The organism is Polaromonas sp. (assembly GCF_035638815.1).
Lineage (GTDB): Bacteria > Pseudomonadota > Gammaproteobacteria > Burkholderiales > Burkholderiaceae_C > Polaromonas.
Genome location: NZ_DASQZG010000026.1, coordinates 99,343 through 113,901, shown reverse-complemented (window position 1 = coordinate 113,901; position 14,559 = coordinate 99,343). Strand labels below are relative to the sequence as shown.

At 59.4% G+C, this 14,559-nt stretch carries 14 protein-coding genes and 3 tRNA genes; 3 read left to right on the top strand and 14 right to left on the bottom strand.

Features of this window, described 5'->3' with window-relative positions; translation table 11 throughout:
- The 12 genes from VE934_RS16130 to trpE form a co-directional block, all read right to left on the bottom strand.
- Positions 1-135: GTP-binding protein (locus tag VE934_RS16130; RefSeq protein ID WP_324889357.1), on the bottom strand; the 135-nt coding region annotated here is incomplete at its 3' end.
- A gap of 103 nt (positions 136-238) precedes the next feature.
- A tRNA-Thr gene (locus tag VE934_RS16125) sits at positions 239-313 on the bottom strand.
- Positions 314-362: 49 nt separating this feature from the next.
- Positions 363-436 (bottom strand) — tRNA-Gly (locus VE934_RS16120).
- Between the two features lie 127 nt (positions 437-563).
- Positions 564-649 (bottom strand) — tRNA-Tyr (locus tag VE934_RS16115).
- A 61-nt stretch (positions 650-710) separates the two neighbouring features.
- Entirely contained in the window at positions 711-1,439 is a 729-nt protein-coding gene (locus tag VE934_RS16110; protein ID WP_414693870.1) for a uracil-DNA glycosylase, read from the bottom strand.
- Between the two features lie 55 nt (positions 1,440-1,494).
- On the bottom strand, positions 1,495-2,295 hold the full coding sequence (gene trpC / locus VE934_RS16105; protein WP_324889323.1) for an indole-3-glycerol phosphate synthase TrpC: 801 nt from the start codon (positions 2,293-2,295) through the stop codon (positions 1,495-1,497).
- Positions 2,296-2,302: 7 nt separating this feature from the next.
- Entirely contained in the window at positions 2,303-3,346 is a 1,044-nt protein-coding gene (gene trpD / locus VE934_RS16100) for an anthranilate phosphoribosyltransferase (RefSeq protein WP_324889321.1), read from the bottom strand.
- A 9-nt stretch (positions 3,347-3,355) separates the two neighbouring features.
- A complete protein-coding gene (locus tag VE934_RS16095; protein ID WP_324889319.1) occupies positions 3,356-4,009 on the bottom strand; it encodes a LysE family translocator in 654 nt (217 codons plus the stop codon).
- A complete protein-coding gene (gene ltaE / locus VE934_RS16090) occupies positions 4,002-5,060 on the bottom strand; it encodes a low-specificity L-threonine aldolase (RefSeq protein ID WP_324889318.1) in 1,059 nt (352 codons plus the stop codon). The genes VE934_RS16095 and ltaE overlap by 8 nt, the downstream gene beginning before the upstream one ends.
- 60 nt (positions 5,061-5,120) lie before the next feature.
- Positions 5,121-5,693 (bottom strand): aminodeoxychorismate/anthranilate synthase component II, encoded by a 573-nt coding sequence (locus VE934_RS16085; protein ID WP_324889316.1) that lies wholly within the window; start codon positions 5,691-5,693, stop codon positions 5,121-5,123.
- Positions 5,690-6,013, bottom strand: coding sequence for a chorismate mutase (locus VE934_RS16080; protein ID WP_324889314.1), 324 nt, complete (start codon positions 6,011-6,013; stop codon positions 5,690-5,692). The genes VE934_RS16085 and VE934_RS16080 overlap by 4 nt, the downstream gene beginning before the upstream one ends.
- Complete coding sequence (gene trpE / locus VE934_RS16075; RefSeq protein ID WP_324889312.1) at positions 6,010-7,509, bottom strand: anthranilate synthase component I; 1,500 nt, start codon at positions 7,507-7,509, stop codon at positions 6,010-6,012. The genes VE934_RS16080 and trpE overlap by 4 nt, the downstream gene beginning before the upstream one ends.
- Positions 7,510-7,868: 359 nt before the next feature.
- Between trpE and VE934_RS16070 the strand changes: the two genes are divergently transcribed.
- Positions 7,869-8,456, top strand: coding sequence for a chalcone isomerase family protein (locus VE934_RS16070; protein WP_324889310.1), 588 nt, complete (start codon positions 7,869-7,871; stop codon positions 8,454-8,456).
- Positions 8,457-8,552: 96 nt separating this feature from the next.
- Here the strand turns inward: VE934_RS16070 and VE934_RS16065 are convergent, their stop codons facing one another.
- Both VE934_RS16065 and rpe read right to left on the bottom strand, forming a co-directional pair.
- Positions 8,553-11,075, bottom strand: a complete 2,523-nt coding sequence (locus tag VE934_RS16065; protein WP_324889308.1) for a PAS domain S-box protein — start codon at positions 11,073-11,075, stop codon at positions 8,553-8,555.
- A gap of 176 nt (positions 11,076-11,251) precedes the next feature.
- Positions 11,252-11,944 carry a ribulose-phosphate 3-epimerase gene (gene rpe / locus VE934_RS16060; protein ID WP_414693867.1) on the bottom strand — a complete coding sequence of 231 codons (693 nt, stop codon included), beginning with the start codon at positions 11,942-11,944 and terminating at the stop codon, positions 11,252-11,254.
- A 135-nt stretch (positions 11,945-12,079) separates the two neighbouring features.
- Here rpe and apaG point away from each other — a divergent pair, with 135 nt between their 5' ends.
- Both apaG and VE934_RS16050 read left to right on the top strand, forming a co-directional pair.
- Entirely contained in the window at positions 12,080-12,490 is a 411-nt protein-coding gene (gene apaG, locus VE934_RS16055; RefSeq protein WP_324889355.1) for a Co2+/Mg2+ efflux protein ApaG, read from the top strand.
- A gap of 14 nt (positions 12,491-12,504) precedes the next feature.
- Entirely contained in the window at positions 12,505-14,511 is a 2,007-nt protein-coding gene (locus tag VE934_RS16050; protein ID WP_324889304.1) for a site-specific recombinase, read from the top strand.
- Positions 14,512-14,559: the final 48 nt, after the last annotated feature.

Here is a 14,559-nt window from a genome sequence, read left to right as displayed (position 1 = left end):
TTTGGCTTCGCCGCCGAATTTGGCTGCGAGCACGGTCGTGATCGCCGCTGTCAGTGTGGTTTTGCCATGGTCAACGTGCCCGATGGTGCCTACGTTGACGTGCGGTTTTGTCCGCTCAAATTTGCCTTTTGCCATTTTTCGACTCCAAATACCTGAAGAATTTACTTACGAAAGTGGTTTCCCACCGCACTTACCACCCAACAACCAGCCGGACAACCGTCCTGACCTGGCCACTAAATGGTGCCCATTCCGGGAATCGGACCCGGGACCTCTCCCTTACCAAGGGAGTGCTCTGCCACTGAGCCAAATGGGCCAAATTCAAAAAACTTGCCAATCGTCTAATCAAACCAGCGCAATCGATATGGAGCGGGAGACGGGAATCGAACCCGCGTCATTAGCTTGGAAGGCTAGGGTTCTACCATTGAACTACTCCCGCATCAGCCGCCTTTTCATACGCCTCTGAACGTCTTTACGCTCAAACAACCCCGAAACACGGCATCAACTGCCCGGACCAATCGCTTATCAACCATTTGCAGACCAATGCCTGCTTATCAATTCATCGCTGGTGGAGAGGGCTGGATTCGAACCAGCGTACTCGTTAGAGGGCAGATTTACAGTCTGCTGCCATTAACCACTCGGCCACCTCTCCTTTGGCGAACCTCAGATTATGCCATGGAAATTTGACTGCTGGCAACGGAAACAACATGCGATTACCACTGAATCGGGCGTCTTCCCCGGCTTCGCAGGAAGTCATTGGCCGCCCTGAAATGGCCACACCCGATGAAGGGAACGGGCGGGCGTGAAGCCGACAAAGGCGACGGATGATTGGCGCAGAGCACCAAATGACGACGGCTGTCGATGAGAGCCTGCTTGGCCTGGGCATGGACACCCCACAACATGAAAACAACAGCTTCCGATTTGCTGGATACAGCAGAAATTAATTTGTCAGTGAGCGCTTCCCAACCTTGCTTGGCATGACTGGCGGGCATTCCATCCTCCACGGTCAGGCAAGTGTTAAGAAGCAACACACCTTGCTCAGCCCAGCACGTGAGCGACCCGCCAACTCCCGGACCCTGGCCAAGGTCGCGGGCCAACTCCTTGAAAATATTGCGCAGGCTGGGCGGTGGCTTGACTCCCTCAGGAACAGAAAAGGCCAGGCCATGCGCCTGACCGGCTCCGTGGTAGGGGTCCTGCCCAAGGATGACAACCTTCACATCATCCAGAGGCGTCAAGGCAAGCGCCCGGAATGGTTGCGCCGGATAAACCGTGGCTCCCGCTGAAAGACGCCGGCCGATAAACGAACCCAGCGCGAGCCCCGCTCCGCTGGCCAGGAATTGCGCCGTATGCCCGGCCCAATCAGCCGCCACAGGCCAACTCGCAGGATCCCACCGCTCAAGACACGTCCCGTCGTGCGCCACCCCTGTCTCGGGCGTTGGCATGGCATTGCAGGCCAGATCGGCCTGTCGCCCTTTCAGAACGGACATAGTTTGCTATTTAATGAGTAGCATCCGGGAAAAGGCCTGCGAGCGCGGTCCCCGGATCTTCGGCTCGCATGAACGCCTCTCCCACCAGAAAAGCTTGTACACCCGCTTCGCGCAGGCGCGCCACGTCGGCCAATGTCGAAATGCCGGACTCAGTGACCAGCAGCCGGTCGGCGGGCGCCTCTTTTTTGAGCGCGAGCGTGGTTTCGAGCGAGACCTCAAAAGTCTGGAGGTTGCGGTTATTGATACCCAACAAAGGCGTTTTCAGTTTAAGCGCCCGCTCCATCTCCGCATGGTCATGGACTTCCACCAGAACCGCCATGTCCAGCGAAAAAGCCAGGGCTTCGAGCGCCTTCATTTCAGCATCGTCCAGGCAGGCGGCGATCAGAAGAATGCAGTCGGCACCCATGACCCGTGATTCATAGACCTGGTACGGGTCAACGATGAAGTCCTTGCGCAGCACCGGCAGGCCACAAGAAGCCCTGGCCTGCTTCAGGTAGTCCACACTGCCCTGGAAAAAATCCTTGTCAGTAAGCACCGACAAACAGGCTGCACCATGCTCAGCGTAACTCTGGGCGATGTCCGCGGGAATAAAGTCGCTGCGCAACACGCCTTTGGACGGGCTGGCCTTTTTGACCTCGGCGATCACGGCAGGCTTTCCGGTGGCGATTTTGGCGCGCAGGGCGCCTGCAAAATCCCGCGTCAACATCCGGGATTCGGCGTCGGCTCGTATGGCTGCCAAGGAAGTGCGTTTTAGGGCCGCGGCAACTTCATCACGTTTGACGGCAACGATTTTGTTCAGGATATCGGACATGGTGAACTTAAGCGGCCAGTGAAGAGGTGGTGGAAACCAGTTGCTCCAGCTTGCCTTTGGCGGCGCCGGAGTCGATCGCTTTTCGGGCCAGATCAATCCCCGTTTTGATGCTGTCAGCCACGTTGGCGGCATACAGCGCCACGCCGGCATTGAGGATGACGATGTCGCGCGCGGCGCCCGGCTCGCCGTCCAGCACTCCTTTGAGCATCTGCATGGACTGCTCCGGCGTTTCGACCCGCAGCGCGCGGTTGCTGGCCATGGCCAGCCCGAAGTCTTCGGGGTGGATTTCGTACTCGGTGATCTCGCCTCTTTTAAGCTCACCCACAACCGTTGCGGCTCCCAGACTCACCTCGTCCATGCCGTCTTTGCCATAGACCACCAGCGCGTGTTCTGCGCCCAGGCGTTGCAATGCGCGCACCTGGATGCCCACCAGATCGGGGTGAAAAACGCCCATCAGGATGTTGGGTGCGTCGGCGGGGTTGGTGAGCGGGCCCAGTATGTTGAAGATGGTGCGCACGCCCAGCTCTTTGCGGATGGGCGCGACGTTTTTCATCGCCGGGTGGTGGTTGGGGGCAAACATGAAACCAACGCCAACCTCCTCAATGCATTTTGCTATTGCCTCGGGCGAGAGATTGATGTTGACGCCAAGCGCTTCCAGCACGTCTGCGCTGCCTGACTTGCTGCTCACGCTTCTGCCGCCGTGCTTGCTGACCTTGGCGCCCGCTGCGGCCGCTACGAACATGGAGCAGGTGGAGATATTGAAAGTGTGGGAGCCATCGCCGCCCGTGCCGACGATGTCCACCAGATGCGCCCTGTCTGGCACATGCACCTTGGTTGAGAACTCGCGCATCACCTGTGCAGCTGCGGTGATTTCGCCAATGGTTTCCTTCTTGACGCGCAGGCCAGTGATGAGCGCCGCCGTCATCACTGGCGACAGCTCGCCGCTCATGATCAGGCGCACGATCTTGAGCATCTCGTCGTGAAAAATTTCCCGGTGCTCGATGGTGCGCTGCAGCGCTTCCTGTGGAGTAATTTTGTTGCTCAGGGGCATGGTGCTCTCTCAGTTGGCTGAAGGATTGTCGGACATGGCAAGCTTGATGCCAAATCCGATGAACATGACGCCGGCCGCACGGTCCAACCAGTGCATGCCGCGCTGCACGGCCTCGCGTTTGGCCATCCAGGCGGCCATCAGCGCCCAGCCCGTATTGATGGGAATCGCGTTGAGATTGAACAACACGCCCAGCAGGGCAAATGCCACCGCCGGGTTCGAGGCGTCAGGCGCAATGAACTGCGGCACAAACGCCAAAAAGAAAATGGCGACCTTGGGATTGAGCACGTTGGTCCAGAAACCGCCGATAAAAATCGCCTTCAACGGACGTTGCGGCTCGGCAGCTGCGATGGCCATCAGGTCGGTGCTTTTCTGCGCCCCCCGGGAAAACAAAATCTTCACGCCGACCCACAATAGATATGCCGCACCAATCCACTTCAACACGGTAAACGCCGTGGCCGAGGTGGCGAGCAAAGCGCCAACACCGACGGCCGCTCCAAAGATGTGAACAAAACAACCGGCCGTAATGCCCAAACCGGCGACGATGCCGGCGCGCGCGCCTGAGCGCAGGGAGTTGGTCACGATGTACAGCACATCCGGGCCGGGTGTCAGGTTCAGCAGCCAGCCCGCCGCCATAAAAAGCAGCAGATGTTGAAAATCAGGCAAGACGTGCTCCCCCTTCATTGAAGAACTGGCGGATGGCTGCGACTGCGCGGTCTACGCCTTCTGAGTCAACGTCCAGGTGGGTGACAAAGCGCAGGCGGTACAACCCGGTCGCCTCAATACCCTGCCCCGCCAAGTGTTTCAGCAAGGCGGCAGACTTGTGGCGTGCCGCGCCCGTCAGATCGACAAACACCATGTTGGTTTGCGGCGCTTCAACCTGCAGACCTTCGATACCCGCAAGACCGTCAGCCAGGCGTTGCGCCAGCGCATGGTCCTGAGCCAGACGGCCGACGTGGTGATCAAGCGCATGCGTGGCCGCAGCGGCCAGCATGCCCGCCTGGCGCATGCCGCCACCGGCCATTTTTCGGATGCGGTGGGCCCGGGCAATCAATTCGCGCGAGCCGCACAGCGCCGATCCAACCGGCGCGCCCAGCCCTTTGCTGAAACACACAGAAATGCTGTCAAAACACTGCGCGATAAGCCGCGCTTCAGCCAGGGGGCTACGGCCAGTTTGTGCAGCTTGTGCCACGGCAGCGTTAAAAAGGCGGGCACCGTCAAGATGACGGCTCAGCCCCCTGCTACTTGCCAGCGAAGTCGCCTGCTGCACATATTCAAAAGGCAGCAGCTTGCCGCCCAATGTGTTTTCCAGGGCCAGCAGACGGGTGCGCGCGAAATGCGCGTCGTCGGGCTTGATGGCGGCCTCAATGTCGGCAACGGCCAGTGTGCCGTCCGGCTGGTGGTTCAGCGGCTGAGGCTGAACGCTGCCAAACACAGCGGCGCCGCCACCTTCCCAGCGGTAGCAGTGAGCCATTTGCCCCACGATGTATTCATCACCGCGCTGGCAATGACTGAGGATTGCGCAGAGATTGCTTTGCGTGCCAGTGGGCACGAACAGTGCCGCTTCGAAGCCCAGCAGACCGGCGATTTTTTCCTGCAGGGCGATGACACTGGGATCGTCGCCAAAAACATCGTCTCCCAATGGCGCAGCCTGCATGGCCTCCCGCATCGCCGGTGTGGGCCGGGTGACCGTATCACTTCTGAGATCAACAGTCATTTCGGCCTCCCGCCCTTGTATCACGTGCGCAGTTAGCTATAAAAACAATAGCGTTCGCAATCATGATGTTTGCTCAAGGAAGTTGCGCAGCATGGCATGCCCGTGTTCGGTGAGGATGGATTCAGGGTGAAACTGCACGCCCTGAATGGGCAGCTCTTTGTGACGCACCCCCATGATCTCGCCGTCGTCAGTCCACGCGGTCACCGCCAACACTCCCGGGCAGGACGATTTTTCAATCGCCAGCGAGTGATAACGGTTGACCGTGAATCGGGCCGGCAGGTTTGCAAACACGCCTTCCTGAGTGGTGCTGATCTCACTGGTCTTGCCATGCATGAGCTGCTGCGCGCGCACGATCTTGCCGCCAAAGGCCGCGCCTATGGCCTGGTGGCCCAGACACACACCCAGAATCGGCAGCTTGCCGGCGAAATGCGTAATCGCAGCGACGGAAATGCCCGCCTCGGCCGGCGAGCAAGGGCCGGGAGACACCACCAACAAGTCCGGAGCACGGGATGCAATGCCTTCAACCGTGATCTCGTCATTGCGAAAAACCTCCACCTCTGCGCCCAGCTCGCCAAAGTACTGGACGATGTTGTAGGTGAAGGAGTCGTAGTTATCAATCATCAGGAGTTTCATGATGCAGCTCCTTCCCTGATGCGCGCAAACTCGACGCGCTCGAAGTCAATCGATGCCGCAATGAGGGCACGGTAGGCCGCCTCGATGACGGGCTCGGGAGCACCGGCTTCTCTGGCCTGCCGACGTACACGGTCGATGATGAATTCGATGCGTGGATGATCGACAATTTTGTCGGCGCTTGGTTTGATGCGCGCCGCTTGCGCGACATAGGCGCTGCGCTCGGCCAGCAGGGCGACAATGCGGTCATCGAGTGCATCTATATGTTGGCGCACCTCGGTCATGGACTCGCAGCGCGCAACGGAAAGAAGGTTGTGACTCATTCCAGACCCTCCTCAACCAGTTCGGACGCACGCAGCAAGGCGCGCGCCTTAGCCTCTGTTTCTTTCCACTCAAGTTCAGGCACCGAATCGGCCACCACACCGGCAGCCGCCTGCACGTACAGCATCTGGTCCTTGATGATGCCGGTGCGGATCGCAATCGCCACGTCCATGTCTCCGGCGTAACTGAGGTAGCCACAGGCGCCGCCGTAAAGACCGCGCTTGGTGGGCTCTAACTGGTCAATCAGTTCCATCGCATGCACTTTGGGCGCACCGGTCAGGGTGCCAGCCGGAAAAGTAGCCTTGAGCACATCCATGCTGCTCATGCCGTCCAGCAACACGCCTTCAACATTGCTCACGATGTGCATCACATGGCTGTACCGCTCAACCGCAAAAGCCTCGGTCACCTTGACCGTGCCGGTCTTCGCAATACGCCCAATGTCATTGCGCGCCAGGTCGATCAGCATCACATGCTCGGCACGCTCTTTGGGATCGTTGATCAGCTCCTGCTCAACCGCCAAGTCCGCTTCAAGCGACGACGCTCTGGGCCGCGTACCGGCCAAGGGGCGGATCGTCACTTTTTGCCCAGCCTCGACTTTCTCCTGCCGAACCAGAATTTCTGGCGAAGCACCCACTACATGGAAATCACCAAAGTGGTAGTAATACATGTAGGGGCTGGGATTAAGCGAACGCAGCGCCCGGTACAGCGACAGCGGAGACTCGGTGAAGCGCTTCTTGATGCGCTGGCCGACCTGCACTTGCATGAAGTCACCACTGGCAATCAGCTCCTTGGCCCGCTCAACCGCGGCAAGGTAGTCTGCCTTTGCAAACTCGCGCTCGGCAGGGTAAGCCTGCGAGGCCTTAACGACAGGCGCACTGACGGCGTATTTGAGTTGCTCACGCAGCTCGCGCAGTTTTTTTTTGGCATTGGTGTAAGCCTCGGCCTCACCCGGGTCGGCATACACAATCAGGTACAGCTTGCCGGAGAGGTTGTCGATGACCGCCAGCTCTTCACATTGCAGCAGCAGGATGTCCGGGCAGCCCAGGGTGTCGGGCGGGCAGGAAGCCACCAGTTTTTTCTCGATGTAGCGCACAGCGTCGTAGCCAAAGTAGCCAGCCAGTCCCCCGCAAAACCGCGGCAGGCCGGGCCGCACCGCGACCTTGAACCGCTTCTGGTACTCGCTGATGAAATCGAGCGGATTGACTTTTGAGGTTTCAATCACCTGCCCGTCCCGGACGACTTCGGTCAGCATGTCCGGGCCAAAGCCGCCGCAGCGAATCAAGGTGCGTGCAGGAAGACCAATAAAGCTGTAGCGACCAAAACGCTCCCCGCCAACAACGGATTCCAATAAAAAGCTGAATTTGCCGCCGTCCTTGGAGTTCGCCAGCTTGAGATAGAGGGATAAAGGGGTTTCCAGATCGGCAAATGCTTCTGCCATCAATGGAATACGGTTGTAGCCCTGCTGCGCAAGGCTTTTGAATTCAAGCTCAGAGATCATGACAAGTTCCTTCACGGGTGGAAATCACGCCTGCTGGCATGGCCACCATCATTCCGTACGCCCCGAAGCCGGGGGAATGCTCCTCGCGTGGTGCAAAGGAGCGCATCAAAACAGGCTTGCATGACGGCCAGGCGGACTGGCATTTCATGCGAGAGCTGTCAGGCCCGCCAGGGCCAGGCTCCCCGGTAGCTGCTACCTGTCTGAATGATGCGGTGAATGAACATAGAGCGCGAAGTGTAGCAAACCCGGATTCGATTTACGCTTGCTTTACCGGGCCATACTCGCAAACCCTGTTGATCAGGCCGGCGGCCAGCGCCAAAATGCGCCATCGAACGACCGTTCTTTTTAGGAGACTTTCTATGAACTTGATGAAGCAATGTATCGCCATCGTTGCCGGCCTGACACTGTCATGGGGCGCCGCGGCAGCTACCGTCGACGTGGCTGGCGTCAAAATCGAAGACGCAACGGACGTGCGTGGCAGCAAGCTGGTTCTTAACGGCGCGGGCGTGCGTTATAAAGCCGTGTTCAAGGTGTACGCTGCGGGCCTGTACCTGACAAAAAAGGCCGCCACCACGGACGAAGTGCTGGCGACACCGGGGGCCAAGCGCATGCAAATCGTCATGATGCGCGACATTGACTCCAACGAACTCGGCAAACTGTTCTCACGTGGTGTGGGGGACAACTCGCCCAAGGCGGAGATGTCCAAGCTGGTACCCGGACTGATCAGGATGGGGCAAATTTTCTCTGACCAAAAGAAACTCATGACTGGCGACGTCTTCACGATTGACTGGGTTCCCGGCTCGGGCACAGTTATCACCATCAAGGGCGTTCCCCAAGGCGAGCCATTCAAGGAAGTCGAATTTTTCAACGCCATGATGCGCATCTGGCTCGGTCCCGAGCCAGCAGACTGGAAACTCAAGGAAGCCTTGTTGGGCAAAGCCGGCTGATATAGCCTCAAGTACAGACTTTAAACGGGGCGCAAGCCCCGTTTTTTTGTCCTGATGCAGGACCGCCCCCAATCTGCAGCGAGCTATCAAGCTCCCTCAAGACTGCAAGGCTTTCCCGGTTTTGATAGCATTTTTCAGCACTTGCAACAGGCGCAGTTCATTGATTGGCTTATCCAGCCAGCCCGAAATAGCCAGGTCCTCGTGCCCCTGCCCCAATTGATCCTCACTTGAGGTCACCGACAACACCACAACGGGAAGATTGCGGGTCCGGCCCACTTGTCTCAGCTCCCGGATCAGGTCCATGCCGTTGGCGTCGGGTAATTTGACGTCCACGGTCATGGCAGCATACGACTCCATCTTGAGATAGTCTCGCGCCTGAGCAGCGGTATGCGCCATGTCTGCATCGAAACCGCTTTTGTCCAGCATCATGCCGATCAACTGAGCAATGTCGGGATCATCCTCACACACCAGCACACGCGGACGCGCGACGGCGTACAAGCCCATGGGCGCAGTCACAGGCGGCGCTTCCTTCCACTCTGGCAACTCAAAGTAGAACGTTGTGCCCACCTGGCTTTCGGTCGTGAACCCGATGCTTCCCCCCATGCGTTCAATGATCGCTTTTGAAATATTCAGGCCCAGCCCTGTACCGCCTTTCTGACGGGTGTCAGATGAGTCAGCCTGGGAAAATTTCTGGAAAATGCGTTTACGGAATTCTTCGGGAATGCCTGGCCCCTTGTCGCTGATTTCAACCCGCACCCACCCCGGCCGCCTCTGCAGGACAACCGGCACAACACCTTCAGGGGGCGAAAATTTGATGGCATTGGACAAGAGGTTGGTCACCACCTGGATCAGCCGGTCGCTGTCGGCACTCACCCGGACGGGCGCACCCGGTTCGATCAGGACTGTTTTGACGTGGTGCTGCGCGGCAAACCCTTCATTGGCCGTCAGCGCCTGAGCCATCAGCGAGGCCAACTCGAGCGTTTGCATCTCAAAGCGCATCTTGCCCGACTCGATTTTTTCGCTGTCGAGAATGTCGTTGATCAGCCGGATGAGGCGTTCGCAATTGCTTTTGGCGATCCCGACCAGTTCCTTTGCCTTTTCCGGCAGCGGGCCGGCAACGCCGCCCCACACCAGCCCCAAAGAACCGCGAATCGATGTCAGAGGGGTGCGCAGCTCGTGGCTCACCGTGGACACAAACTCGCTCTTCATGCGGTCAATACGCTTGAGTTCGGTGACGTCACTGCCCATCGCGTAAAACCCGATCACCTTGTCTTCATCCTCGCCCTCGCCATACCGGGGGAAATAATTGAGCACGTATTCACGGACTTCGCCGCTGGCAAGCACCTGCTCGCGCTCATACCGCACAGCGTAGCCTGCCAGCACCTCCAGCACATGTTCGCGCGCCCTGGCATAAGCCTCGGGGCCAATGATCTCCAGCATGGTCTTGTTGTGAATTTGTTCATGCGACAGGCCAAACGCTTCCTTGTAAGCCTTGTTGTGAAACTGGAAGCGCTGGTTTTTGTCCAGGTAGGCGATCAGCGCGGGAACGGTGTCGGTCACCTGGCGCAGTTGGGCCTCGCTGTCGCGCAAGGCCTGCGCAATCCGCTTGCTGTCAGTGACGTCGCGGATGATGGCGGTGAAAAGCCGTCGCCCACCTATTTCGACGTCGCCGAAAGACACATTGACCGGAAACTCCACCCCGTCACTGCGCTGCCCCATTACTTGCGTGTCTGACTCCTTGAAACCGGGGCGGCGATCTGCGAGTGCTGAATAAAAAGCGGTGAAACCCATCTGATAGCGGGCCGGGAGCAACATGGTGACTTTTCGGTCCAGCATGGACTCAAGGCTGTAGCCAAAAAGTTTACGGGCGGCCCTGTTGGCGTTCACGATGGTGCCGTCCTGCGTGGCAGTGACCACACCCTCGGCCATGCTTTCGGTCACGGCCCGGCTCAGAGCCTCGCTGTCCGACAGGCGGGCCTCGACGAGCTTGCGCTTGGCCTGAGCCCGGATGATCAGCCACACCGCCCACGCGAGAACACTAAGGGAGAGCAACCCGCCCATCAAAATCCAGACCTTGACGGTTTGTGCGTTTTGCCGGGCCTTCTCCCTGAAGCGCTCCAGTGTCCCGGCTTCGTCGGTTTTCACCCGGCTGACCAAACCGTCGATTTCTTCATGCAGCTGCCGATTGGCATCGCTGTCGATCAGGGCGGTGGCAGCCGCCAACCCGGACTGCTGCCTCACACTGACTACCTGGTCCATGAGCTCCATGCGTCGCCCGATGGGCCCAAGCAGGGGCATCAATTCCTGATTGCCAATGTTGAGTGCCGCCGCGCTTCGCAGGTCCAGAAGCGCGACGCGCGCCCGTTCGCCGGCCTGCCGGTACGCCGCCAGGTCCTTGTCAGTGGGGATCAGCAGGTATCTGCGCTGCAGGGACTCCGCGGTTTTAAATTGCGAAACCAGCCGCTCCAGGAGAATGATGGTCTCCCTGGCCTGCGTTTCCTGCTGCGCAGCCTGGACAAGAAAGTTGATGGTGCTGTAGGAAGCGGCGATGCTCAAGACAATCAGGCTGAAGCCAATCGCCAGAGCGAAGTTGATGGTCGTGCGAAAAGGTAGCTTCATTCCGTCATGTCTCGCAGTAGCGCTGGCGCATTGTCTGAACGGCATCTGGTCGGCACCAATGTGCAGACGATACACCGATCCAGGTCAAATGCGGACTAAACCGGCATCGACAGCAGGCACGGGCGGCTGAACAGGGTCTTCCGGCCCCTCCATCACGTGAGCGCAGCCCAGGCGGATTACGTTGCCAAAGCGCTCCGCATCGCGTCGATGACGGTTTTATAGTCGGGCTTCCCGAAGATCGCACTGCCTGCGACAAATGTGTCGGCGCCGGCGGCGGCTACGCGGGCGATGTTGTCGAGCTTGATGCCGCCATCAACTTCCAGCCGGATATCCCTGCCAGACGCGTCGATGCGCCTGCGGGCGTCTTCAATTTTGCGTAGCGCTGAGTCAATAAAGCTCTGGCCGCCGAATCCCGGGTTGACACTCATGATGAGGATCAGGTCAATGTCGTCGATGACCCAGTCCAGCACATCCAGCGGCGCGGCCGGATTGAACACCAGCCCTGCTTTGCAGCCCTGGGACTTGATGGCTTGCACACTGCGGTGCACATGGGCGGAAGCATCGGGGTGAAAGCTGATCAGGTCAGCACCAGCGTCAGCAAAGGCCGCGGCGAGGGCATCCACCGGCTGAACCATGAGATGAACGTCGATAGGCACGGCAGTTCCGTCGGCCTTTTTGGCGTGCGGTTTCAGCGCGCTGCAGATCATGGGACCAAAAGTCAGGTTGGGCACGTAATGGTTGTCCATCACGTCGAAGTGAATCCAGTCGGCGCCGGCGGTGATCACGCTCTGCACTTCCTCGCCCAGGCGGGCAAAATCAGCGGACAGGATGGAAGGGGCAATCCGGTACACCGGTGACTTGTTTGGCATCATGGACGAATTGTCGCAGCATGCGGCGACCCAGGGAACCAGTAGAGCCCCAAGCCCGACCTTCCCACCCGCAATGACCCGGCAATGATCCGGCAATCAGGCGCGGTTAACATGCGCATTACTTTTTCCATCGCCATGTCGAAATACCAATTTACCTGTGAAGTTCAGCCCCGCTTTGTGCCTGAACAATCCTCGCCTCAGGACGACGTGTACGGCTTTGCTTATACCGTCACCATTACCAACACTGGCGAGGTTGCTGCGCAACTGATTTCGCGCCACTGGATCATCAGTGATGCCAAGGGGCACACCGAAGAAGTTAAAGGCCTGGGTGTGGTGGGTCACCAGCCGCTACTCAAGCCCGGTGAGTCGTTCCAGTACAGCAGCGGCTCCAGCCTGCGCACGCCGACGGGCACCATGCACGGCAGCTACTTTTGCGTTGCCGAAGACGGCGAACGGTTTGAATCGCCCATCCCCATGTTTCTTCTGGACGCACGCGACCCCACCAGCCCCGGCGACGGCGTGGGTGGTGGTCGGGTGTTGCACTGACGGAACCCGGGCGCATGCGCAACCTGGCCCAACTGCTGGATCAGCTGGACCCTTCGGCCGAGCTGGCCCGCCGCCACCTCTGGCTTATCAGCCTGATGGAATGGATCCGGGGCGATGCCAGCGATCCGCAGGCGGCACTGGCCAGAGTTCACCTTTTTATGGATGCGGCGGTGACACGCACCGGGTTTCCGGAGCGGCTGCAACAGTGGTGGCGAACCCTGGTCGGCACGGTTGACGCCACCCCTTTGCTGGCCGACTTTGGCTTTGCCCCGCGCGCGGCGTTTTTGAGTGAGCTGGGCGAGCGGCTTCGCTACAAGCTCATGCCCGGTACGCCGGAAACCACACACGCCACCGAGCTGTTCATGCTCCTGTTCCCGGCATCCACGGACGCACAGTGGCTTCGGCTGATCGATGAAGAAACGCTGTCTCGCCTGGGCGGGCTATTGAGCCCGGCACCAGCTGCGGACCCGGCTCTGGACGAACTCCACCAGGAAGACGCTCCTGCAGGCACCCTGCTCAGAAACTGGGAGGTCGTCTTGCTGGAGGCTCTGACTTATTGCACCAGTCAAGTCAGTGCGACCGGCTTTTCACCCGAGCTGCGTTTGCGCATGAACGCCCAATCCCTGATGGCACGCCCATTTCACCACCTGCCATCCGATCTGGATGCCATTCGCTCGGCCCTGGCGACCCACGGCCGGGATAGCGGCGCGCTGCACCTGGCGGTGGACCAGTTCAAAACCCGGCTGGAGGCATGCCGCGGCGCGGCCTCTTCGGTGTATGCCCATCTCAACGAACACGGCATTTCCGTGGGTCTGGTATTCCGCCTGCGGCAACTGCGTGAGCGGATTCTGCGAATTCGCGAGTTGCTGGACTGCCTGCTGTCTGAAAAACCCGCCAGCAGCGCCATGCAGTTGCTGGCCCGGCTTGTGCTGCTGGCCAAAGAGCGGCGCAGCATACGGGCACTGATCTCGACAAACTCCACGCTGCTGGCCGCCAAGGTGGCCGAGCGCGGGGCAGAGACCGGAGAGCGCTACATCACAAGGGACCGGGCGTCCTATATCGACATGCTGGGAAAAGCAGCCGGTGGTGGCGCACTAACGGCGGTGACCACCTTGCTCAAATTTGCGATCGTTGGTCTGGCACTTTCCGCCTTCTGGGGCGGTTTTGTGGCCAGCCTGGTGTACGCCGGCAGCTTTGTGCTGATCCAGCTGATGCATTTCACACTCGCCACCAAACAACCTGCCATGACCGCGCCGGCCATGGCAGCCAAACTGAAGGATCTGCGCACGGGCGAGGCCGTCAGCGAGTTTGTGGATGAGGTCACACATCTGGTCCGCTCGCAGGTTGCGGCCGTTCTTGGCAACGTGCTGATGGTAGTACCCGTGGTGCTGCTCATCAGCGGCGCCATGGCGCTGGGGTTTGGTCGCCCGATGATTGATATCTACGAGGCTGAAAAAGTCCTGCACGCCCTGAGCCTGCTGGGGCCCACCCTGCTGTGGGCGGCATTCACCGGGACCATCCTGTTTGCCGCCAGCCTCATAGGCGGCTGGGTGGAAAACTGGTTTGTGTTGTATCGGCTGGCATCAGCCATACGTTACAACCCGCGCATCACCAGGGCCCTGGGCGTTCCTCGTGCGCGGCGCTGGGCGGCCTTCATGCACGACAACATTTCCGGCTTCACGTCCAACATTGCCCTCGGTTTCATGCTTGGCCTGATTCCGCCTATGACAGGTTTTTTCGGTCTGGAGCTTGAAGTGCGCCATGTCACCCTTTCGGCGGGGCAACTGGCAGCGGCCAGTGCATCATTGGGCTGGAACGTTTTCTGGCTACCCGCATGGTGGTGGTGCGTCGCAGCTATTCCCGTGATTGGCGCGCTCAATCTCGGCGTGAGTTTTTACCTTGCCTTCAGACTGGCGCTGCAAGCCCACAACGTCAGCGGCATCGACCGCGCGCGTATCCGTTCGGCCATCTGGGCGCGCTTGCGCAGCAAGCCGGGCAGTTTTTTCGTCCCGGACAGGTAGCTCGCATACCGCCTTGGGAAGCCAAACAGGCATCTCAGCCCTTGTCCT